The 22,101-nt window shown below is 71.0% G+C and carries 19 protein-coding genes; 11 read left to right on the forward strand and 8 right to left on the reverse strand.

Annotated elements, in window-relative coordinates; genetic code table 11:
* Positions 1 to 114 precede the first annotated feature (114 nt).
* The 6 genes from ABGB10_RS23025 (at position 115) to ABGB10_RS23050 (ending at position 7,607) form a co-directional block, all read left to right on the forward strand.
* On the forward strand, positions 115 to 582 hold the full coding sequence (locus ABGB10_RS23025) for a hypothetical protein (protein ID WP_347663027.1): 468 nt from the start codon (positions 115 to 117) through the stop codon (positions 580 to 582).
* Positions 582 to 1,973, forward strand: coding sequence for a hypothetical protein (locus ABGB10_RS23030; protein ID WP_347662971.1), 1,392 nt, complete (start codon positions 582 to 584; stop codon positions 1,971 to 1,973). The genes ABGB10_RS23025 and ABGB10_RS23030 overlap by 1 nt, the downstream gene beginning before the upstream one ends.
* Positions 1,970 to 3,331, forward strand: coding sequence for a VWA domain-containing protein (locus ABGB10_RS23035; protein WP_347662972.1), 1,362 nt, complete (start codon positions 1,970 to 1,972; stop codon positions 3,329 to 3,331). Before ABGB10_RS23030 ends, ABGB10_RS23035 begins: the two co-directional genes overlap by 4 nt.
* A gap of 13 nt (positions 3,332 to 3,344) precedes the next feature.
* The gene (locus tag ABGB10_RS23040) at positions 3,345 to 4,457 is read left to right on the forward strand and encodes an AAA family ATPase (RefSeq protein WP_145784416.1); all 1,113 of its coding nucleotides are present in this window, start codon (positions 3,345 to 3,347) and stop codon (positions 4,455 to 4,457) included.
* Positions 4,454 to 7,270, forward strand: coding sequence for a hypothetical protein (locus ABGB10_RS23045; RefSeq protein ID WP_347662973.1), 2,817 nt, complete (start codon positions 4,454 to 4,456; stop codon positions 7,268 to 7,270). The genes ABGB10_RS23040 and ABGB10_RS23045 overlap by 4 nt, the downstream gene beginning before the upstream one ends.
* A 64-nt stretch (positions 7,271 to 7,334) precedes the next feature.
* Entirely contained in the window at positions 7,335 to 7,607 is a 273-nt protein-coding gene (locus ABGB10_RS23050) for a hypothetical protein (RefSeq protein ID WP_347662974.1), read from the forward strand.
* A 55-nt stretch (positions 7,608 to 7,662) separates the two neighbouring features.
* On the opposite strand, the gene ABGB10_RS23055 is transcribed toward ABGB10_RS23050, so the two are convergent.
* Complete coding sequence (locus ABGB10_RS23055) at positions 7,663 to 8,931, reverse strand: Nramp family divalent metal transporter (protein WP_347662975.1); 1,269 nt, start codon at positions 8,929 to 8,931, stop codon at positions 7,663 to 7,665.
* Positions 8,932 to 9,160: 229 nt separating this feature from the next.
* Here ABGB10_RS23055 and ABGB10_RS23060 point away from each other — a divergent pair, with 229 nt between their 5' ends.
* Genes ABGB10_RS23060 through ABGB10_RS23070 form a run of 3 tightly spaced genes read left to right on the forward strand, consistent with a single transcriptional unit; the run spans position 9,161 to position 11,465 of the window.
* Positions 9,161 to 9,568 carry a GntR family transcriptional regulator gene (locus ABGB10_RS23060; protein ID WP_282307282.1) on the forward strand — a complete coding sequence of 136 codons (408 nt, stop codon included), beginning with the start codon at positions 9,161 to 9,163 and terminating at the stop codon, positions 9,566 to 9,568.
* A 20-nt stretch (positions 9,569 to 9,588) separates the two neighbouring features.
* Positions 9,589 to 10,479 (forward strand): ABC transporter ATP-binding protein, encoded by an 891-nt coding sequence (locus ABGB10_RS23065; RefSeq protein WP_347662976.1) that lies wholly within the window; start codon positions 9,589 to 9,591, stop codon positions 10,477 to 10,479.
* Positions 10,476 to 11,465: a transporter gene (locus ABGB10_RS23070; RefSeq protein ID WP_347662978.1), complete on the forward strand. Its 990-nt coding sequence runs from the start codon at positions 10,476 to 10,478 to the stop codon at positions 11,463 to 11,465. The genes ABGB10_RS23065 and ABGB10_RS23070 overlap by 4 nt, the downstream gene beginning before the upstream one ends.
* A gap of 69 nt (positions 11,466 to 11,534) precedes the next feature.
* Here ABGB10_RS23070 and ABGB10_RS23075 read toward each other — a convergent pair whose 3' ends face one another.
* Positions 11,535 to 12,623, reverse strand: a complete 1,089-nt coding sequence (locus ABGB10_RS23075) for a crosslink repair DNA glycosylase YcaQ family protein (RefSeq protein ID WP_347662980.1) — start codon at positions 12,621 to 12,623, stop codon at positions 11,535 to 11,537.
* A gap of 161 nt (positions 12,624 to 12,784) precedes the next feature.
* Between ABGB10_RS23075 and ABGB10_RS23080 the strand changes: the two genes are divergently transcribed.
* Positions 12,785 to 14,395 carry a hypothetical protein gene (locus ABGB10_RS23080; protein WP_347662982.1) on the forward strand — a complete coding sequence of 537 codons (1,611 nt, stop codon included), beginning with the start codon at positions 12,785 to 12,787 and terminating at the stop codon, positions 14,393 to 14,395.
* Between the two features lie 51 nt (positions 14,396 to 14,446).
* Here the strand turns inward: ABGB10_RS23080 and ABGB10_RS23085 are convergent, their stop codons facing one another.
* Positions 14,447 to 15,274, reverse strand: a complete 828-nt coding sequence (locus ABGB10_RS23085) for an ABC transporter permease (protein ID WP_347662984.1) — start codon at positions 15,272 to 15,274, stop codon at positions 14,447 to 14,449.
* Complete coding sequence (locus ABGB10_RS23090) at positions 15,271 to 16,236, reverse strand: ATP-binding cassette domain-containing protein (RefSeq protein WP_347662986.1); 966 nt, start codon at positions 16,234 to 16,236, stop codon at positions 15,271 to 15,273. Before ABGB10_RS23090 ends, ABGB10_RS23085 begins: the two co-directional genes overlap by 4 nt.
* Before the next feature lie 90 nt (positions 16,237 to 16,326).
* Between ABGB10_RS23090 and ABGB10_RS23095 the strand changes: the two genes are divergently transcribed.
* On the forward strand, positions 16,327 to 16,665 hold the full coding sequence (locus ABGB10_RS23095; RefSeq protein ID WP_347662988.1) for a hypothetical protein: 339 nt from the start codon (positions 16,327 to 16,329) through the stop codon (positions 16,663 to 16,665).
* On the opposite strand, the gene ABGB10_RS23100 is transcribed toward ABGB10_RS23095, so the two are convergent.
* From ABGB10_RS23100 to mmsA, 4 genes are all read right to left on the reverse strand, one after another.
* Positions 16,662 to 17,855: an ROK family transcriptional regulator gene (locus ABGB10_RS23100; protein ID WP_347663029.1), complete on the reverse strand. Its 1,194-nt coding sequence runs from the start codon at positions 17,853 to 17,855 to the stop codon at positions 16,662 to 16,664. The two genes, ABGB10_RS23095 and ABGB10_RS23100, sit on opposite strands and share 4 nt — an antisense overlap.
* 168 nt (positions 17,856 to 18,023) lie before the next feature.
* Complete coding sequence (locus ABGB10_RS23105; protein ID WP_347662990.1) at positions 18,024 to 19,127, reverse strand: sugar-binding protein; 1,104 nt, start codon at positions 19,125 to 19,127, stop codon at positions 18,024 to 18,026.
* A 52-nt stretch (positions 19,128 to 19,179) separates the two neighbouring features.
* Positions 19,180 to 20,478, reverse strand: coding sequence for a multiple monosaccharide ABC transporter permease (mmsB, locus tag ABGB10_RS23110; protein WP_347662992.1), 1,299 nt, complete (start codon positions 20,476 to 20,478; stop codon positions 19,180 to 19,182).
* Positions 20,475 to 22,022 carry a multiple monosaccharide ABC transporter ATP-binding protein gene (mmsA, locus tag ABGB10_RS23115; RefSeq protein WP_347662994.1) on the reverse strand — a complete coding sequence of 516 codons (1,548 nt, stop codon included), beginning with the start codon at positions 22,020 to 22,022 and terminating at the stop codon, positions 20,475 to 20,477. Before mmsA ends, mmsB begins: the two co-directional genes overlap by 4 nt.
* Positions 22,023 to 22,101: the final 79 nt, after the last annotated feature.

The raw sequence follows: 22,101 nt of genomic DNA on the forward strand, positions 1-22,101 counted from the left end.
GTGTCGTCGCAGCGCCGCCGGTCCCCGGCAGGCGTGCGCATCACCCTGGGTATGTCGATGGTGGGAGGGCGTGACGTGACGGACGCCGACGGAGCCGGATGGCGACGGCGCAGCGTGCTGGCGGTGGTGCCGCCAGCACGGCCCCGCAAACTGGCCAAGGTGCCCTTCGTCGAACTGGCTGACGGGCGGTTGCAGGGCGTCGTCTCCAGCGGCTCGGACATCGAGCGGGTCTACGTCTCGTCGGTCTCCGCCGGCACCCACGCCTATCACTGCAGCACCAACAACAACCGGCCGTGCGGTGGCCTGCGCGGCGCTCCGTGCAAGCACCTGCAGGCGCTCGCCGACGAGGCGCTCCTCCAGTACGGGGCCGCCCGGGTCGCCCGTTACCTGCGGGTCGACGTCGGTGACGGGGTGTCCGGCGGTGCGGCACTGCTGGCCCGGCTGGACGCCAGGCACGAGCCGACATCGGCGGCGATGGTGTTCAGCCGCTTCCTGCGCCACCTGTCCTACCTGGAGCAGTCGGGCAGCACGGTCGCGCTGCCCGAGCTGCAGTGGTTCCCGGCGACCGGGGCGGCCCGCTGATGCGCGGCACCCAGGTCATGCAGCTCCGCGAGGCTCCGGTCGGGCTGACCGACGCGCTCGACGTGGTCGCCGGATTCGACGACGCCCTCGCCAACGGCTTCGGCCGGGTCGGCGAGCAGGATGCGGTGGCACTGGCCGCGTTCGCCGGCGCGATGGCCGGCACCCCACTGGCCGACCCGGTCGCCGCCGCGGTCAGCGCGGCCACCGCCGGGTCGGTCAGCCCCGAGCACCTCACCGCCCTCGCCGGGGCACGCTCGGCGCTGCTCGGCGCGGCGCACGACGCTCTCCTCGGGCAGTGCGACGCGGTGCTGGGACGGCAGCGGTCACCATGGGCGATGGCCGTCTCCGGGCCGGCCGAGGCGCTACCCGCCCTCGCGGGCGCCCGGGCGTGGTGGCACGAGGTGGCCGTCACCGGCTGGCGCGGCGTCGACCACGAGCGGCTCTCCGCCGCGGCGACGGTGGTCGAGGCGGCCCTGGCCGAGCCGGGGCTACGCCGACTCGCGGTGCTGCTCGACGGTCTCACCGCCGAACTGCGGGCCTGCGCCCCGGTCGCCACCATGGCGCAGGTGCCCGCCCGGCGCTGGGCCGACCTCTGGGCCCGGGGCGTGCTGCTCAGCGAGGGCACCCAGCCGACCGACGAGGCGCCACGGGTCTCCGGCCGGCTGCTGCCGCTCGGTGTGGATGTGCACACCCACGACACGGCCGTGCAGGTTCAGTTGCACGCCGTCCTGGAGCCGGTCGACGGTGGGCCGGCGCGGCTGGTCCGCACGGCGGTCGCCGCCGCGAAGGTGGACACCATCGTCGGGCCAGCGGTCTGGCGGCTGCTCTCGGCACACCCGATGCTGCTCACCGCGCTGGCCGAGCAGCGGGCGCTGACCGTCAGCGACCTGCCACTGCGTGGCGGCGATCTGGGCTGGGTCGACGAGCGGGCCCGACTCGACGAGCCCGCCGACCCGTTCGCCACCGCCCGGGTGCTGCTGCCCCCGGCGGTCGCGGCCTCGACCGCCCCACTGGACCGACACCCGACGCTCATCGCCGAACCGGTGCTCGTCGAGGGCAACCCGGTCCACGACGAGGACGGCGCGCTCGCGGTCGAGGTGGACGGCGAACGGGTCGTGCTGGCCGTCGACCGGTTACCGGCAGCCGGCTCTCTCACCGCCGACCTGGTCGCCGCCGCGTCGACCTTCCTGGGCCTGCTGCGTTGGGACGACGGTCGGTGGCAGCTCCAGCCGCTGGCGGTGCGCGCCACCGTGAAACGACGTGCGGTGCAGGCTCACAACGGCGACTGGGCGCGCGGTGTCACCGATCCGAAGATCGCCAAGGAGGAGGCTCGGGCGGGCGACGCCGTGGCCGTGCTGCGCGAGCGCGCGGGACGGTTGCTGCGCCGATGACCGAACCGATCCCCAACGGCGGGTCCGCCGACGCCAACCGCCGCCAGGTCCTCTACTGGAGGCTGCTGTCGCGCCTGTTCGACCGCGACGAGCAGCCCACCCTGGAGTCCGCGAGCGTCGCCGTGGTCGACGACCTCGGGCTGCCCACCGCCCTGTTGGACCCGGCGGTCTCGGTGGACACCGTCGTGCAACGCTTTCCGGCACTCGCGGCGGAGCTGCGCGGGCTACTCAGCCCCGGCGACGACGGCCCCGGCGACGACGGCCCCGGCGACAGCGACGCCGAAGCCCACCGGCCCGGCGAGGCCGAGGTCCGCCGGGCCGCGCTGGTGTCGAAGGTGCTGCTCAACGTGTTCGCCACCGGCTCCGGTGCGGTCAGCGCCAACCAACTGGCCCGCTGGCAGTCGGACGCCGGCTGGTTCGAGCAGGCGCTCGGGGGCGAGCCCGGCGAGCTGCGCCGGCAGGGCAGCGGGCTGGGCGCCACCCTCGCGGGCCTGGAGGGTGACCTGGTCCGGCGCATGCACCTGCGGGAGGTGCTCGCCGACCCGGCGCTGGCCAAGGCGTTGACCCCCAGCATGTCCCTGATCGAGCAGTTGCTGCGGGACAAGGCCAACCTCTCCGGGGTGGCACTGGTCAACGCCAAGGCGTTGATCCGGCGCTTCGTCGACGAGGTCGCCGAGGTGCTGCGAACGCAGGTGCAACAGACCAGCGCCGGGGCACTGGACCGGTCGGTGCCCCCCAAGCGGGTGTTCCGGAACCTGGACCTCGACCGGACCATCTGGCAGAACCTGACCAACTGGAGCCCGGAGGACGAGCGGCTCTACGTCGACCGGCTCTACTACCGGCAGACCGCCCGGCGCACCACCCCGGCCCGGCTCATCGTCGTGGTGGACCAGTCCGGCTCCATGGTCGACTCGATGGTCAACTGCACCATCCTCGCGTCGATCTTCGCCGGCTTGCCGAAGGTCGACGTGCACCTGATCGCGTACGACACGCGAGCCCTGGACCTCACCCCGTGGGTGCACGACCCGTTCGAGGTGCTGCTCCGTACCCAGCTCGGTGGTGGCAACGACGGGCCGGTGGCGCTGGCGCTGGCCCGGCCGAAAATCGTCGAGCCGAAGAACACGGTGCTGGTGTGGATCTCGGATTTCTACGAGTTCGACAGGTCTCAGCCATTGTTCGACGGCCTCGTCGCGGTGCACCGCTCCGGCGTACGGGTCATCCCGGTCGGCTCTGTCAGCAGTTCCGGCCAGCAGAGCGTCAACCCCTGGTTCCGTCAACGTTTCAAGGACCTCGGCACCCCGGTCATCTCGGGGCACATCCGCAAACTCGTCGTCGAGCTCAAGAACTTCCTCACCTAGGAGAGCAACCCTCATGTCCGAGATGCTGCGCGCCCCCGCCGAGGTCACGTACGCCGACGAGCTCGACTTCCTCGAGTCGGTCGACACCGGCCCGAAGCCGTTCTCCTGGCGACTGAGCCCCCGCATGGTCCGTCTGTTCATCCTCGGCTCGGAGCGCGCCGACGGCCTGTCCCGGGAGATCCCGCAGAAGTGGTTCGGCGACCGCAGCTTCGTCGAGCGGGCCATCGTCACCCTCGCCTCGGATCGCGGCCTGCTGCTGATCGGTGACCCCGGCACCGGCAAGAGCTGGTTGGCCGAGCTGCTGGCCGCCGCGATCTGCCGCAACTCGACCCTGGTCGTCCAGGGCACCGCGGGCACCACCGAGGACCACATCAAGTACTCGTGGAACGTGTCCATGGTCATCGCCAAGGGGCAGTCCCGGGAGTCGATGATCCCGTCTCCGATCATGACGGCGATGGAGCAGGGCGTGGTCGGTCGCTTCGAGGAGTTGACCCGTTCCACGAGCGACGTGCAGGACGCGCTGATCTCGATCCTGTCCGAGAAGTACGTCGCCATCCCCGAGCTGGACCACGACAACATCGTCTTCGCCCAGCCCGGCTTCTCGATCATCGCCACCGCGAACAGCCGCGACCGGGGCGTCAACGACCTCTCCTCGGCGCTCAAGCGGCGGTTCAACTTCGTCCGGATCCCGGTGGTGACCAACAAGCGCAGCGAGGCCGAGATCGTCCGCTTCCGCACCGAGGAGCTGCTGCGCCGGCACCGCATCGAGCTGGACGTGCCTCCCACGCTGCTGGACATCCTGCTGCAGAGCTTCGCCGACCTGCGGGCCGGTGCCGCCGCCGCGACCAGCGACGACGAGAAGCTGGAGTCGGCCCTGTCCACCGCCGAGCAGATCGGCGTCCTGGAGGACGCCATCCTGCACAGCCAGTTCTTCGGCGACCGCACACTGCGGGCGGCCACGATCGCCGGGTCGCTGGTCGGCTCGCTGGCCCGGCGCAGCCCGGAGGACCTGGCGATCCTCAACAAGTACCTGCACGGCGTGGTGGAGCCGCGCGCGCGTAAGGACGACGACGGATGGGCCGGCTTCCTCGACGGCGGTCGCCAGGCGATCGCGTCCCTGTCGTGACCGCACCCACCGTCGCCGGCCCCTTCGACGCGCTGCGCGGGCAGCTCACTGACGCGGCCTCCACGTTCGCCGGCTCCCCCGACGCGCTCGGTGCGATCCTCGCGGGCATCGTCGACGACGTTGACCGCGCGCTCGCCGAGCGGCTGGAGATCTTTCCGGTCTGCCACCACTCGCCGGCCTCCGCGCTGGCGATGGTGCGCCGACTACGGGCCAAGCAGCCCCGGGTGATCTACCTGGAGCTGTGTGAGGATCTTCAGCCGCTGCTCGGGGAGCTGCGCAACTGCCGCCTCCCGGTCGCGGTGCAGGCGTTCGCGTCGGAGCTGTCCGGCTTTCCCGCCGACTGGGGTCCGCTCAGCGTCGTCGCGCCGGTCACCGAGGCGTCGGCGGAATACCAGGCCATCGCGTACGCGCTGGAGACCCCCGGAGTGGAACTGGTGCTGGTGGACCGCTCCACCGACCACGTCTTCCAGTGGTCACCACGCGAGGATCTGACCGCCCCGGACGGCGACTCCGGGCCGGCCGCCGACCCGACCGACGAGTCCGGGCTGCATGGCGACGCCGTCGGGCTGGAGATCGGTGACCTGCGGCCCCGGTTCGCGGAGCTGGAGGCCTATCTGCTGCACCACGGCAAGGTGCGGCACTGGTCGGAGTGGTGGGACCAGTACGTCGAACGCCCGCTGGCCGACGCCGACTACGACACCTACCGACAGGTGATGGTGCTGGTCGGCAGCCTGTTCCGACGGTTGCGTCCGGCCGACGCGGACCGACTGGACCGGGACGAGGACCGCGAGCGGTACATGTGGACGCGGATGCGTCAGCACCTCGCCACCTCCGGCGTCGATCCCGCCGATTGTCTCTACGTCTGCGGCGCGTTCCACGCCGCCAGCCGGGTGGAGCAGTTCGGGCTGAGTTCCACCGCCGCCGACTTCGACATCACGCCGCGCACCGAGACCCGGTGGCGGTACGGGCTGATCCCGTCCAGTCACTCGGCCATCGAGGCGCAGTTCCACCTGGCGCCCGGCTCGGTGTCGATCGCCGCGGCGACCTGGACGAAGGCGGTGAGCCGTCACCGGCTGTCCCCGTACCGGCTGGACGGCCAACGCACCGCGGCGACCCGGGGCCGGCGAGGCCGTGCCACAGCGGTGCCACCCGCCGCCCCCGGCCCGGTCAACGACGCACTCACCGGTTTCCTCGCCGCACCGCCCGAGCTGGACGGCCTCGACGAGGCGGAGCTACGCGGCTGGTGCGTCGACATCGTCCGGCTCGCCCGCCGCAACGGCTACCTGGCCAGCACGGCCGACGCGATCGCCGTCTTCGAGACCTCGGTCCTGCTGGCCGGCCTCCGCAATCGGGTGCGACCCACTCCGTACGACTTCGCCGACGCGGCGGTCACCTGCATCGAGAAGGACGTGGTGCCCGGCCGGCGGGACGTCCGGCGGCTCTGCGAGATCCTGCTCGGCGGCGACCGGATCGGTCAGGTCGGTTACGACTCCCTTCCGCCGCTGGCCCGCGACGTCCTCGACCGGCTCCAGCCGCTCGGTCTCGCCCTGGAGAAGCGGCCCGTCCAGCGGGCGCTGCTGGATCTGGGCGGCCACCCCGAGCTGGCCCCCTGCTCCGACCTGTTGTGGATCCTGCGGCACCTGCTGCCACCGGACGCGGTGCGCCCGATCATGGGTGAGCGCCGGCTCGGGCACCGCTCGATCCAGGAGAGCTGGGACCTGGCGCTCGGCCGCAACCAACGCGCGCTGATCGAGCTGGGTTACGAAGGGGTGACCGTCGAGCAGGTCCTGGAGCAACGACTGCGCCGGGCGGTACGCGGCCCCGACGCCACCGCCTCCGGCGCACTCGCCGCCGTGGAGGACGCCATTCGACTGCTCGACAGTCCGCGCCTGGTGGACGAGCTAGGTGCGCGGGCGGTGGACCTGCTGGCCGCCGAGCGCACCGTCGACGACGCCCCGGACGTGCTGCGCCGCATCCGCGGCCTGCTGGCGCACTACCGAACCACCGCGCCGAGCCTGCCGGCCTGGTGCGAGGCGTTCGTGACCACCGGGTACGCGCACTACTGCACCCTGCTGCCGACCGCCGTCACCGCGGAGGAGACGGAGGTCCGGCAGGTGGCCGCGATGCTCGGCTTCCTGTTCTCCGTGGAGGGCCTGGCGCTGTCGCTGGGCTGCGACCGGTCCCAGTTGGAGCTGGCCGTGGCGCAGTCGCACCCGACGGCGCCGGCGAAGGTCGCCCTGCTCTGGGCGGGCCGACACCAGCTCGGCCTGTTACCGCTGGCCGAGCTACGGGCCCGGTGCGCTGAGCTGCTGGCCAACCCGTTGGTGGTGCCCGCCTTCCCGCAGTATCTTGCCGGCCTCGTGCACGCGCTGGAGCCGGTGCCCGGGTTGGCACCGTTCGTCGTCGAGACGATGTCCACCGCCTTCGCCCGACTGCCCGACCCGGTGCTGCTGCCCTGGCTGCCCACCCTGATCACGACACTGCGGGACCAGGGGCCGGAGTTGGTCCCGTTACTGGTCCGCGAGGCGGGGCGCACCTTCCCGGGGGCGCTGCCCGAGTTGGATTCCTGGGTGCCGCCGTGGCTGACGCCCCTGTCCCCACCGCAGGCGGTCACGGTCGCCGCGCCGCAGCGGCGGGTGGGCGTGCTACTCGCCGCCCATCCGGAGGCCGTCGATGCCGTCGCCAGGCTGCTCGGTCACGACTGCGGGTGGCTGCCGTCGGCCGATCCGCCCGCCGAACCGGGTGCGGTGACCGCACTGCTGGCCGCCCATCCGGAGACCACGGAAGCCGTGGCGCGGCAGCTCAGGGCGTGACGGCGGTGGTGGTGGGTAGGCAGCGAACCGGTGGCATGTCGACAACCGTCGCGAGGAGGCTCCGATGAGCACGTACCGGGATGATCAGGGCGACACGTTCCCTCCGCCGGAGGCGGATGCCCAGGAGCAACGGCGGAACGCCGTCGACTACGGGCCGCCGGACCGGATGTCGGGTGACGTCGACCCCGAAGCGTCCGAGGCGGACCTGGCCGAGCAGGGCGCTCTGCCGGCGGGCGCACTGGAAGACGTGACGTCGCTGCCGGCCGACGCCGACCCGGCGGACGCCCTCGAACAGCGCCAGGAGATCCCGGCCCGCGACGAGGGCCGCCGAACCTGACCACCTCGACGTGGCCGAGCTGGGCGAGCCGACGCAGCCATGCCTGCCAGCCGGTCTAGCCCGCGACGACCTGCCAGAGCAGGAAGGCGTTCAGCGCGACCACCAGGACGGCCACCAGGGACGCGGCGGCGGTGGTGAGCGGGTGGTTGACCAGGTTGCCCATCAGGTCCCGACGGCGGGTGAAGGCGACCACCGGGATCAGCGCGAACGGGATGCCGAAGCTGAGGACGACCTGGGACAACACGAGTGCGCGGGTGGGGTCGAGGCCGATCGCGAGCACGGCCAGCGCCGGCACCAGGGTGACCAGCCGGCGCAGCAGCAGCGGAATCCGCCGCCGCAGGAAGCCCTCCATGATCACCTCGCCGGCGTAGGTGCCGACGCTCGTGGAGGCGAGCCCGGAGACCAGCAGAGCGATCGCGAAGCCGAACGCCGCAGCGGTGCCGATGGTCTCGCCGAGGCCGGCGTGCACGCCCTCCAGGCTGTCCGCGCCACCCGGTCCGCCACCCCGGAAGCTGGCGGCGGCGATCAACAGCATGGCGAGGTTGACCGCGCCGGCCGCGCTCAGGGCGAGCAGCACATCGGTGCGTTGACCACGGAACAGGATCCGACGCTCGGTGTCGTCGGAGGCGGGGATGCGGTCCCGGGTCAGTGCGGAGTGCACGTAGATGACGTGCGGCATGACTGTGGCACCGAGGATTCCGGCGGCCAGCAGCACGCTGTCGGTGCCCCGGAGTCGAGGCACCAGGCCGGCCACGGCGGAGCCCGGGTCGGAGCCGGCGGCGAGCAGGTTCGCCGCGAAGGCCAGGACGATGACGCCGAGCCCCACGGCGATGGCGATCTCGAAGGCGCGGAATCCCCGCGAGCGCAGCGCGAGCACGGCGAACGCGGTGGTGCCGATGATGATCCCGCCGGGCAGCAGGGGGATGCCGAAGAGCAGGTACAGGGCGACCGCGCCACCGATCACCTCGGCCAGGTCGGTGGCCATGGCGACCAGCTCGGCCTGCACCCACATGGCCTTGTTGAGGGGCTTCGGCAGGCGTTCCCGGCACAGCTCGGGCAGGCTGTGGCCGGTGGCCAGACCCAACTTCGCGGTGAGTGTCTGCACCAGCATCGCCATCAGGTTGGCCACGACGACGACCCAGACCAACAGGTAGCCGTAGCGGGCACCGGCGGCGGAGTTGGTGGCGAAGTTGCCCGGGTCGACGTAGGCGACCGCAGCGACGAACGCCGGGCCGAGCAGGATCAGTCGCCCGCGTACCCGCCCACGGGCGCGGGCTTCCTGTAGTGGGGTAGCCCTCGGCGTCGTCAGTTCGTTGGTGACCATCGCAGACCTCCCCTACCACCTGGATCGCTGCCGGTTCCTTCCCGAGCGGCTGACCCCTCGGTGCCGATTCGTGGCCTACCGGTGCCACCTCGGCCGACACGCCGGGCAGCCGACGGTGCCGCGCCGGGCCCGGGCAGGACGCGCCGCGCCGGCCTTGACAGCGGGCACCTTCCCGGTGAAGCTGTCTATTAGTCCTACTGTCGTAGGACAACAGGAAGGATCATCGCGAGTGATCGAGTTCGTACTGGACAGCCGGTCGAAGGTGAACACCTACATGCAGCTCGTGCAGCAGGTGAAACAGGCTCTACGGGTCGGCCTGCTGACGCCGGGCGACCAGTTGCCGAAGGTCCGGGACGTCGCCCAATCCCTGGCGATCAACCCGAACACGGTGCTGAAGGCGTACCGGGAGTTGGAGATCGAGGGTCTGGTCGGCGGCCGACCCGGGGTGGGCACGTTCGTCCAGCGCACCCTGGCCGGCGCGTCCCTGCCCAACCAGGCCGAGCTACGCGACGACCTGGTGGCCTGGCTGCACCGGGCGCAGACCGCCGGCCTCACGGCCGAGGACGTCATCGCCCTGGTGGAGACCACGCTGCGCGCCACCCTCGCCGAGGACACCCCGCAGAAGGAACCCGCATGAGCGGAACGAGAGGACAGAGAATGGACCATGTCTTGGAGGCCGACCGGCTGGGCAAGCGGTACGGCAGCACCTGGGCGCTGCGGGACTGCTCGCTGCACCTGCCGGCCGGCCGGATCGCCGCGCTGGTCGGGCCGAACGGTGCGGGCAAGAGCACGCTGTTGCACCTGGCCGTCGGCCTGCTGAAGCCCGACGCGGGCGCGGTCCGGATCTTCGGCAGATCCCCGTACGGCGACACGGAGGGCCTGGCCGACATCGGGTTCGTCGCCCAGGAGACCCCGCTGTACCGGGACTTCACCGCCGCCGAGCTGGTCATCGCCGGCGGCAAGCTGAACAAGCGGTGGGATGCGACGTTGGCCCGCACCCGGCTGGCGCAGCTCGGCATACCGCCGGACAAGCCGGTCGGCAAGCTGTCCGGTGGGCAACGAGCCCAGGTGGCGCTCGCCCTGGCACTGGCCAAGCAGCCCCGGCTGCTGCTGCTCGACGAGCCGGTCGCCAGCCTCGACCCCCTGGCCCGGCGGGAGTTCCTCCAGTCGCTGATGGGCAGCGTCGCGGAGTCCGGCACCACCGTGCTGCTCTCCTCGCACCTGCTGGCCGACCTGGAGCGCGTCTGCGACTACCTGATCGTGCTCAACGCCTCCCGGGTGCAGCTCACCGGCGCGGTCGACGACCTGGTCGCCGAGCATCGCCAACTGGTCGGCCCCCGGCACGACGGCGGCGCTATCGGGGGCGTCGCCGCCGTGGTCCGGGCCAGCCACACCGACCGGCAGTCCACGCTGCTGGTCCGCACCGACGGCCCGGTCACCGACCCGGCCTGGACGGTCCGCGAGGTCAGCCTGGAGGACGTCGTGCTGGCCTACCTGGCCGACGGGACCACGCAGACCAGTCACAGCGAGTGGGGGGTAGCAGCATGATCTGGTTGACCTGGCGACAACACCGCAAGCAGGCGTTCTACACCCTGCTGGGGCTCGCGGCGCTCGCCGCTCTGCTGGTACCGATCGGCCTGTCCATGCGGAGCAGCTTCGCCGACCTCGGGCTGGCGGAGTGCGTACGCCAACTCAACGACCCGAACGTGGCAGCAACGGCCCGGACCGGCTGCGACGCGGCCTTCCACCGCTTCACCGAGCGCTACGGCAGCCTCAACCTGGTGGCCGTACTGCTGATCACCCTGCCGGCGCTGGTCGGCCTGTTCTGGGGTGCCCCGCTGGTCGCCCGCGAGGTGGAGCAGGGCACGCACCGGTTCGTCTGGACCCAGGGCGTCGGCCGGACCCGCTGGGCCCTGGTGAAGTTCGGGCTGGTGGGCGCGGCCGTCGTGATCCTCGCGGCGGTCTACGGGCTGGGCATGTCGTGGTGGGTCGACCCGCTCACCCAGGCCGCGTACGAGGGCCGGTTCGGCATGATCGTCTTCGACCTGCAGGGCGTCGTCCCGATCGGGTACACCCTCTTCGCGGTGGCGCTCGGCATCTTCGCCGGCACCGTCTGGAAGCGGATGCTGCCCGCCATGGGCATCACCCTGGCCGGGTTCATCGGCGTACGGGCGGCGGTGGAAGTCCTGGCCCGGCCGCACTACCAGCCGGCCCGCACCCAGACGTTCCCGATCGAGGGGGACGGACCTCCGGAGGTCAGCCGGGGTGACTGGATCCTCACCCAGGGCGTCCGTAACCCCGACGGGACGATGATCGCGGAGGACACCCGGATCCAGTGTCCGCCGGGCGGAAAGGGGCCGGACGGTCGGATCTGCGGGGCCGAGCTGGGCCTCGAGCCGGGCGCGTACAACTGGCAGCTCTACCAGCCGGCGGACCGGTTCTGGCTGTTCCAGGGCATCGAGACGGGCGTCTTCGTCGCCCTCGCCCTGCTGCTGCTCTATCTCGCCGTGCGCCGGGTCCGCCGGATCGCGTAGGCGTCCACGTCGGATCGCGTGGGCAGCGACGGGTGCTCGTCGGGGCGCGGGGGCCTCGGCGATCACCCGTCAGCGCAGACCCTCCGGGGTCAGCGAGAGCCAGGACGCCAGGTCACGCAGCTCGTCGCGCACGGCTCGGCTCACCTGCGGACTGAAGGGCACGTCCTCGTGGACGGCGTGCACGGTGAACGTGCCGCGCCGGCGGTCGGCCGTGGCGTCCACCTTTCCGACCAGCCGGTCGCCGTGCAGGATCGGCAACGCGAAGTAGCCCCACCGGCGGTTCGCCTTCGGTTTGTACATCTCCAGCACGTACTCGTACTCGAAGAGCTCTTCGAGGCGGACCCGGTCGTGCACCAGGCGGTCGAACGGCGACAACAACGCCGTACGCCCGGTGAACGGCTGCCCCAGCGCGGCCGGGTCCACCCGCCAGACCCCCGGAACTCCCTCGACCACCGCCGGCTCACCGGCGTCACCGACCTCCGCCGGCTCGCCGGGGAGGACCGGCGTCTTCGCCCGGGCGATGCCCAGCGCACGTAGCCGGCGCTCGTTGCGGACCCGAAGCGCCTGCTCCAACGCCACGACGGATATGCCGGCCGGGTAGACCCGCTCGGCGACGTCCCACAGCCGTTGCCGGCCCTGCCGACCGGAGATCGCGACCTCGCCCCGGGCGACCAGGAACTCCAGCATCTGGGTGACGTTGCGGTTGTTGGTCCAGCCCGACGACGGCCAGGGCACCGCGCAGGTGTCCGGGATGTCGCGGGACAGCAGTGGCCCGCAGCGACCGAGCAGGTCGAGCACGTCCCGCCGGAACGAGTCGTTCGCGCGCAGCCACTCGCGTTGCCGCTCGTGACGGGGCCAGGCGGCCATCGTCGCGAGGTAGAGCCCCAGGTCGTCCATCGGTCGCAGCATGGCCTGGTGCTCGAAGAGGGTCCGGTCCCGTTCGAGGGCCTGACGCAGTTGCGCGGGCTGGTACGACGAGCCGAGCCGGCTCCAACAGACCAGGTCGGCGCTCGGCGCGACGGCAGCCGTCGGGTCGATCTGCAGCAGCGTCAGTTGCCGCACCACCGTGAGCAGGTCGGTCGGTCGTGGATCGGCCAACAGCTGGGCGCGCACGGCGATCCGTCGTGCCTGCGCGCGATCGAGCTGGTGCACACCCACGCCGGTGAGCCTAACGCCGAGCACCGACATGCTGCTGACCAGCGCAGTCGGATTCCAGCCCGTCGCCAACGCGACTGAATGCGTCGGTCCGGTCACTATCGGTGCTCCGATGTGGACCGCAGGGCCCACGTCCGGTGGGCCGCAGCGATGGGAGCGTTCGCGTGAAGTCTAGAGTCCTCCATCGGGTCGCCGCCTCCGCCGTGGCGCTCGCCTGCGCCGTACTGGGGGCGGTGGCGCTGCCGGCCGCCCCGGCGAACGCCAGCCCGATCCGCAACGCGACCCCCTGGTCGGTGCTGTTGTGCAAGTTCAGCGACAAGCCGGCGCAGCCACAACCGCCGTCGCACTTCGCCAACTTCCTCACCGCGGCCGGCGTCGGCACCGGCGGGGTGGCGGACTACCTGGCCGACCAGTCGGGAGGCCGGGTGTCGTTGGCCGGCTCGGTGGTCCGGGGCTGGTACACGATGCCGTACACCCTGGCGCAGTTCCAGTCGATCGACCGGTGGACCCGTACCCAGCGCTGCGTGGACACCGCGGCGGCCGCCGGCTACGCGGTGCCCGCCGGCAACCGGATCGCGGTCATGCTCAACGACTGGGTGGACTCCGGCGCGGCCGGCGGTCGGGTGCTGCTCGACCCGGGCGCCTGGAACGTCGGCTTCGCCGCGCACGAGATGCTGCACGGCTACAACCTGGGCCACTCGTTCTCCAACGACACCACCTACCAGAACGCGCCGTGGTCCCAGCCGGGCGAGTACGACGACCCGTGGGACGAGATGAGCGCGATGCACATCTACGCCTTCGGCACCGCGAACTACGGCACCAGCGCGGTCGGGCTCAACGGACCCAACCGTGACGAGCTGGGCTGGCTGCCGAAGAACCGGATCTTCACCATGGCCGCCGACGGCATCGGCTCGCGCAGCCTCACCCTGGCACCGCTGGAGGTGCCCGCCGCGAGCGGCCCGCAGCTGGTCCGGATCCCGTTCGACCCGGCCGACCTGTTCCACTACTACACCGTCGAGTTCCGGCGGAAGACCGGTTGGAGCGCCGGCATCCCGGCCGACACGGTGCTGCTGCACGAGGTCCGCAACGGCACCCCCACCCTGCTGCGCACCGGCCCCGGCGGCGGTCCGGCCCAGTCGCTCAACGCCAACGGCGTGCAGATCGGCGTGAACTGGCTCTCCGGCAACACCGCCTCGGTGACCGTCACCACCGACGTGGTCAACCGCTGCCTCCAGGGGTACGTCTGGCGCGAGGCCCGCGCCGGCGACCTGGTCTGCGTCACCGGCGCCACCCGCAGCCAGGTGTGGGCGGACAACGCCGCCGCGACGAGTCGCTGGGTGAACGGTCCGTACGGCCCGCACACCTGCGTCGCCGGCTACGTGTGGCGAGAGGCGTACGCCGGGGACGACGTCTGCGTCACCGGAGCGCAGCGCACCCAGGCCGCCGCCGACAACTCCGCCGCCGCGTCCCGTCGCAACCCGGCCCGACTGGTGTCCGGCCCGAACACCTGCGTCAGCGGGTACGTGTGGCGCGACGCCGACCAGTCCGACTACGTCTGCGTGACCGGCACCACCCGATCCCAGGTGCTCGCGGACAACGCGGTCGCCGCGAGCCGCTGGGTGAACGGTCCGTACGGCCCGCACACCTGCGTCGCCGGCTACGTGTGGCGAGAGGCGTTCATCGGGGACGACGTGTGCGTCACCGGAGCGCAGCGCACCCAGGCCGCCGCCGACAACGCCGCCGGCCCCGGCCGGGTGCTGCGTCCCGGCGGCTGACCGACCGCGCCCCCGGTGGTGGGAGCCACCGGGGGCGCGTCCGTCGGCGGCTCAGCCGTTCAGCCGCCGGTACCGGGCGACCGAGAGCGGCAGGAACACGACGACCAGTGCGATCGGCCAGGCCACGGCCAACCACAGGTAGTGCTGTGCCGCCCAGGAGTCACCACCCCAGCCCGGGTTGCCGAAGAGCTCACGGGCGGCGCCGACGGTCGCCGACAGCGGGTTCCACGCGGCGACCGCGCCGAGCCAGGCCGGCATGGTCGCCGGTGCGACAAACGCGTTGGAGAGGAAGCCGAGCGGGAACTCCAGGGTCTGCACGGCGACGACGGCCGTCTGTCCGCGCGTGACCAGGCCGAGGAAGATGCCGACCCAGATCAGGGCGAACCGCAACAGCAGGATCAACCCCACCGCGCCCAGCGTGGCACCGGGCCCGCCGTGCGCCCGCCAACCGACCGTGAGGCCCGTGACCAGCAGCACCGCGAGGGTGACCAGGGCGAACAGCAGGTCGGTCACCGCTCGGGCGACGAGCGGGGCGAGCGGTGCGACCGGCATCGAGCGAAGCCGGTCGGTCACCCCGCGCTCCAGGTCCTCGGCGACCGCGATCGTGGTGAGGCTGATGCCGAACACCATGGTCATCACGAACATGCCGGGCATCAGGAACTCCCGGTAGCTGCCTCCGCCGGGCACCCGCATCGCCCCGCCGAACAGGTAGGCGAACATCAGCACGATCAGGATGTTGAAGCCGAGCGACGCGACCAGGGGCCCGGGGTCCCGTCGCCACCGGGCCAGACCCCGCCAGACGAGGGTGCCGCTGTCGGCCAGCGCAGCGGGCCGGCCGGGCGTCAGGTCCACCGTCGAAGGTACGGCCGGGGCGCTCACGCGGCCGCCTCCGCGCTGGCCCGGTGGCCGGTGACGTGCAGGAAGACGTCGTCCAGAGTGGGACGACGGAGGGCAACGTCGGCCACCGTGACCTGCGCGGCGTCGAGCGCCCGCAGCACCTCGACGAGTGCACCGGCGCGGTGCCCGACACCGACGCTCACCGCGCGCCGGTCCACGTCGACAGTTGGTTCGTCGTCGACCACCCGACGCATCTGCGCGACGGCGACGGCGAGATCGGCGGTCTCCCCCAGGACCAACTCGATCCGGTCGCCGCCGAGCCGTGCCTTCAGCTCGTCCGGGGTGCCTTCGGCGATGACGCGGCCGGCCTCGACCACCGAGATCCGGTCGGCGAGTTGGTCGGCCTCGTCCAGGTGCTGGGTGGTGAGCAGCACTGTGGTGCCCGCACGGACCAACTCCCGGATCGACTCCCACACCTCGTTGCGACCGCGCGGGTCCAGCCCGGTGGTGGGTTCGTCGAGGAACAGCACGGCCGGGGCCAGGACCATGCCGGCAGCCAGGTCCAGCCGGCGACGCATGCCCCCGGAGTACGCGCGGACCGGTCGCTCACCGACGTCGACGAGACCGAACCGCTCCAGCAACTCGACCGCCCGCCGTTCGGCCCGGCGGCGCCCCAGGTGGAACAGCCGGCCGAAGAGCAGCAGGTTCTGCCGGCCACTGAGTGCCTCGTCGAGCGCGGGGTGCTGCCCCACCAGACCGATCCGGTAGCGCACCTCGTCGGGCTGGCGGGTCACGTCGAACCCGGCGACCTCGGCGCGCCCTCCGTCCGGCCGCAGCAGGGTGGACAGGATCCGCACCGACGTGGTCTTGCCGGCCCCGTTGGGGCCGAGCAGGCCACACACCGTTCCGGTGTCCACCCGAAGGTCGAAGCCGTCCAGAGCGAACCGGTCCCGATACCGCTTCCGCAACCCCTCCGCGGCTATCGCCGCACCGTTCGTCGTCACGCCTGTCCCCTTCCCGCGTCGAGCATCCGGCCTTACCGTACAACATACGGTATGCCGTACGGGAGCAGTGGATCGACTAGCGTCGGTGGCATGACGATCTCGTTGGACGGCCGACGGTTTGCCCCGGTGACGGATGTGGTGACGGGCGAGGTGGGCACCGAGACGGTCTTCGCGTACCACGAACGGGCCGGTGAGGTGTGGGCCGAGTACACCGGTGGGTCCATCCGGCGCGGCTACCTCGTCGGCACCCGGGAGGGCGACCGGTTGGACTTTCGCTACGTCCAACTCAACGCCGACGGGCAGACCTCCGCCGGGCACTGCGTCACCGAGGTGGGGGTGTCGGCCGACGGTCGCCTGGAGCTTCGCGAGAGCTGGACCTGGGAGTCCCGGCCAGGCAGCGGCACCAGCGTGGTGCGGGAGATCCCCTAGGAATCCAGCTGACCGGCGACGCCGACGTTGAGCGGATCGGCCAGCAGCTTCTCGAAGGCCAACTCGGCGGCGCCGATCAGGACGGCGTCGCGGCCGAGTGCCGCCGCGCGCAGCCGCAGGTGCTCGCGGGAGGCCGGCAGCGGCATGGTGTCCAGTCGCTGGCGGACCACGTCGGCGCCGGCGGTGAAGATGTCGCGAAGCGACCCACCGAACACCACGGCGTCCGGGTTGACCACGTTGACCAGGTTGGCCACACCGAAGCCGAGCCAGTCGGCGACCTGCGCGACCGCCGCGCGGGCGGTCCGGTCGCCGTCCGCCGCCGCGCGCAGCACCTCGGCCACCGCCGCGCGGTCGCTCGGGTCCCGGCCGGCATGCCGCAGCAACGCGGCTTCGGAGATCTCGGTCTCCCAGCAACCACGTGACCCGCAGCCGCAGGGCAGACCATTCGGGTTGACCACCATGTGGCCGACCTTGCCGCTGTGGCCCCGGTGGCCGATCACCAATCGACCACCGACGATGATGCCGGCGCTGATGCCGAGGTCGCCGTGCAGGTAGATGAGATCGTCGACGCCGGCGGCCACGCCCCGTACGTGCTCGGCCAGGCCGGCGATGTCGGCCAGGTCGCCGGCGACGAAGCCCGGGCAGGCGCTCAGCTCGGCCTCGAGTGCGGCCCCGAGGGTCGCCTCGACGCTCGCGACGCTGATCCTGCCGTCCGGGTTGCGGGTGGTGTCGGTGACCGCGACCGCGCCGCCGACCAGCAGCGCGTCGGGGGCCACGGATCGTTCCATGTCACGGACCAGGTCGGCGAGCGGCCGGACGGCGTCGACCGCCGACATGCCATCGGGTCGGGCGACTTCGCGGAGGTCGAGAATGCGTCCGCCGAGACCGACCCGGGCGGCGCGCAGCCGGTCCGCGTCGATGCTCAGGGCGTGTGCGTAGACCCGGTCGGAACGGGGGCTGATCACCAGCGAGGGGCGGCCGGCGCGGCGGGCCGTGGTGGGTACGTCCTCGGTGACCAGGCCACTGGCGACCAGGTCGGCGGCGAGGGCGCCGATGGTGCTGCGGTTGAGGCCGAGGCGGCCGGTCAGCTCGGCGCGGGAGGTCGGCCCGTGCAGGTGGACGTGGCGCAGCACGGCGCCGAGGTTCTGCCGCCGGATCTCCTCCTGGCTGGCGCCGGGGACCGACGGCAACGGTGAGTCGGTGGCACGGCCGACGCCGGTTGGCCTGGCCCGCACTGGTGTCGCCACGGTCAGACCTCCTTCCGGGTCGATGCCGGTTGGTGCGGGGGTGCGGGGACGACGATGGGTCCCGGTAGTGAAGACCCGGGACCCATCGGCGTTGCTACCTAGGTGCGCTGACTACTTGGTGAGCGGCGCGAGCTTCGGGTCGTTGGCGTACGCCTCAGCCGCGTTCGCCTTGGTGACGGCGACCGGCGGGAGCAGGTACGTGTCGACGACCTTGCTGCCGTTGTTGTAGGACTTGGTGTCGTTCACCTGCGGAGCGTTACCAGCCTGGAGGGCCTTGACCATGTTGATGGTCTCCTTCACCAGGTTGCGGGTGTCCTTGTTGATCGTCATGTACTGCTCGCCAGCGACGATCGACTTGACCGACTCGACCTCGGAGTCCTGACCGGTGACGACCGGGGTCGGCTTGCCAGCGCCCTTGACCGAGGTCAGGATCGCGCGGGCCAGGGTGTCGTTCGGGGAGAGGACGCCGTCCAGCTCCTTGTTGCCGTAGGTCGAGGTCAGCAGCTGGTCCATCCGGGCCTGCGCACCCTCGGCCTTCCAGCCCTGGATGGCGGTCTGCTTGACGTCCTTCTGGCCCGAGGCGACGACGACGTTGCCCTTGTCGATCTCCGGCTTGAGCACGTCCATCGCGCCGTTGAAGAAGACACCGGCGTTGTTGTCGTCCGGCGAGCCGGAGAACAGCTCGATGTTGTACGGGCCGTTCGGCTTCTTGGCCTTCATGCCGTCCAGCAGGGCCTGGCCCTGGAGCTGGCCGACCTTGAAGTTGTCGAACGCGACGTAGTAGTCGAGGTCCGGCGTGTTGGTGATGAGGCGGTCGTACGCGATCACCTTGGCACCGGCGGCGTGCGCCGCGGCGACCTGGGTCGACAGCTGCGCGGCGTCGGTCGCGCCGATGACGATGACCTTGGCGCCCTTGGTGGTCATGGCGGTGATCTGGGCCTGCTGGTCGGCGACCGTGGTCGACGCGCCGGCGTACTGCACGTCAGCCTGGAAACCGGCCTCCTTGAGGCCGTTGGTGAACAGGTCACCGGCGAGGACCCAGTTCTCCGAGGTCTTGGCCGGAAGGGCCACGCCGATCAGCGAGTTCGCCGCGAAGCCCTTGGCGGCCTCGCCGTTGGAGCCACTGTCGCCGTCGCGGCCGGAGCCGCAGCCCGCGAGGGCCAGCATGGCGGCGGCGCTGACCGCGACCACCGACGTGCCAAAGAATTTACGCATGGTGAGGACTTGCCTTTCTCGATGATGAGACGGGTGGTGAGGTCGGTGGCCGTCAGCCGGACACCGCTGCCTTGGCGGGCTCGCGCTCCGCGTCCGGCGGTGAGGCGGGTGGGGCGGAGTCCTCGCGGCGGAACGGCCGCATCAGGCTCCCGATGATGGAGAAGCGCCCCTGGCTCTTGTTGTAGACGTCGATCGCGACGGCCAGCAGCAGGACCAGGCCCTTGATGATCTGGACGCGGTCGGTGCCCACGCCCATCAACTGCAGGCCGTTGTTGAGCACGGCCATGACGAGACCACCGACGATCGAGCCGCTGATGGTGCCGATACCGCCGGAGACGGCCGCGCCACCGATGAAGACCGCGGCGATGGCGTCCAGCTCCCAGCCGTTGCCGTCCTGCGGGCCGGAGGCCGCCGAACGGGCCACGAAGATCATGCCGGCCAGCGCGGCCAGGACGGACATGTTCATCATGACGAAGAAGTTGACCCGCTTGAGCTTCACGCCGGACAGCTCGGCCGCCCGGGAGTTGCCGCCCACCGCGTAGATGTGCCGGCCACCGGCCGTGTTGCGGGTGTAGAAGGAGTACGCGATCACGAGGAGCACCAGGATGATGCCGGAGATCGGGAAGCTGGTGCCGACGCGACCGCTGGCGAAGCGCAGCGAGGCGAAGGCGATCACCCCGACCATGACGGCCATCCGCAGGATCGAGATCCACACGGGTGCCGGGTCGGCATCCATCGCCTGACGGGTCCTGCGGGCCTTGAGTTCCCGCCACACCACGGCTACCGCCGCCAGCAAGCCGAGCAGCAGCGTCGCGTTGTTGTAGCCGGTGTTCGGACCGAACTCGGGCAGGAAGCCGGAGCCGATCTCCCGGAAGCCCTCCGGTACCGGGATCGTGTTGGCGTTACCGATGAACTGGTTGCCACCACGGAACAGCAGCATGCCGGCCAGGGTCACGATGAACGCCGGCACCCCGATGTACGCGACCCAGAAGCCCTGCCAGGCACCGATGATCGCGCCGATCGCGAGGCCGAACAGGATGGCGACCGGCCAGGGCAGCGACCACTCGGCCATCGACTTGGCCACCAGGATGCCCGCGAAGGCGGCGACCGAGCCGACCGAGAGGTCGATGTGCCCGGCCACGATCACCATGAGCATGCCGATGGCCAGAATCAGAATGTACGAGTTCTGCTGGAACAGCGCGATCAGGTTGTCCGACCGCAGCGTCAGGCCGTCGGTCAGGATCTGGAACAGGACGACGATCGCCACCAGGGTGAAGATCATCCCGAACTGGCGGGCGTTGGAGGTCGTGCCTCCGAACAGGTTCTTCTGAAGGTCCTTGATACGGCTCATCGGGTGGCCAACTTCTTCGTCGAGGTCATCTGCTTCATGAGGGTCTCCGGGTCCGCGTCCGCCCGGGCGATCTCGCCCGTGATGGCACCTTCGAACACGGTGTAGATGCGGTCGCAGAGCCCGATCAGCTCAGGCAGCTCCGAGGAGATGACGACGACGCCCTTCCCCTGGTCGGCGAGCCGCTGAATGATGCCGTAGATCTCGTACTTCGCGCCGACGTCGATACCGCGCGTCGGCTCGTCGAGGATCAGCAGGTCCGGGTCGGTGAACATCCACTTGGCCAGGACGACCTTCTGCTGGTTGCCACCGGAGAGCTTGGAGACGCCCTCGTCGACCGTCGGGGCCTTGGTCCGCAACTCCTTGCGGTACGCCTCGGCCGCCTGGTACTCCTCGACCTGGCTCAGGACGCCGTGGTGCGAGATCTTGGAGAGCTTGGCGGCCACCGTCGACGACTTGATGTCGTCGAGCAGGTTGAGGCCGATCGCCTTGCGGTCCTCGCTGACGTACGCGAGCCCGTGGTCGATGGCGTCCGCCACCGACTTCAGGACGATCTCCTTGCCGTCCTTGATGATCGTGCCCGACTCGTACACCCCGTAGGAGCGGCCGAAGACACTCATCGCGAGTTCGGTGCGGCCCGCGCCCATCAGACCGGCGAAGCCGACGATCTCACCGCGGCGCACCACGAAGCTCTCGTTCTTGCAGACCTGCCGGTCGGCGGAGATCGGGTGCCGGACGTTCCAGTTGCGGACCTCGAAGAAGACGTCGCCGATCTTCGGGGTGCGATCCGGGAACCGGCTGCTCAGCTCGCGACCGACCATGCCGCGCACGATCCGGTCCTCGTCGACCCCGTCCGCCTTGACGTCGAGGGTCTCCACGGTCCGCCCGTCGCGCAGGATGGTGATCTGGTCGGCGATCGCCTCGATCTCGTTCAGCTTGTGCGAGATCATGATCGAGGTGATGCCGCGGGAGCGGAAGCCGCGCAGCAGGTCCAGCAGGTGCCGGGAGTCGGCCTCGTTCAGCGCCGCGGTCGGCTCGTCCAGGATGAGCAGCTTCACGTCCTTGGCGAACGCCTTGGCGATCTCCACGAGCTGCTGCTTGCCGACGCCGATGTCCTTGACCAGGGTGTCCGGGTCTTCCTGTAGACCGACCCGGGCCATCAGGTCCAGCGCCATCCGGTTCGCGGCCTTCCAGTCGATCGCGCCCCGCTTGCGCGGTTCGTTGCCGAGGAAGATGTTCTCGGCGATCGACATTCCTGGAATGAGCGCGAGCTCCTGGTGGATGATCACGATGCCGGCGTTCTCGCTGGCCCGGATGTCGGAGAACTTGCTCTCCGACCCCTGGTAGACGATCTTGCCGTCGTAGCTGCCGTGTGGGTAGACCCCGCTGAGCACCTTCATCAACGTGGACTTGCCCGCACCGTTCTCGCCGCAGATGGCATGGATCTCGCCGGCGCGAACCACCAGGTTGACGTCGGAGAGGGCCTTGACTCCGGGGAACTCCTTGGTGATGGAGCGCATCTCAAGGAGGATCGGCACGTCGCTCATAGCTCGTACCACCTCGCCAACGTCATCGGTTGCCTCCGGAAGGTTGAACCTTCACTTGGTTTTGTTGTTGACGGCAACG

Source organism: Micromonospora sp. B9E7 (assembly GCF_039871815.1).
Taxonomy (GTDB): Bacteria; Actinomycetota; Actinomycetes; order Mycobacteriales; family Micromonosporaceae; genus Micromonospora.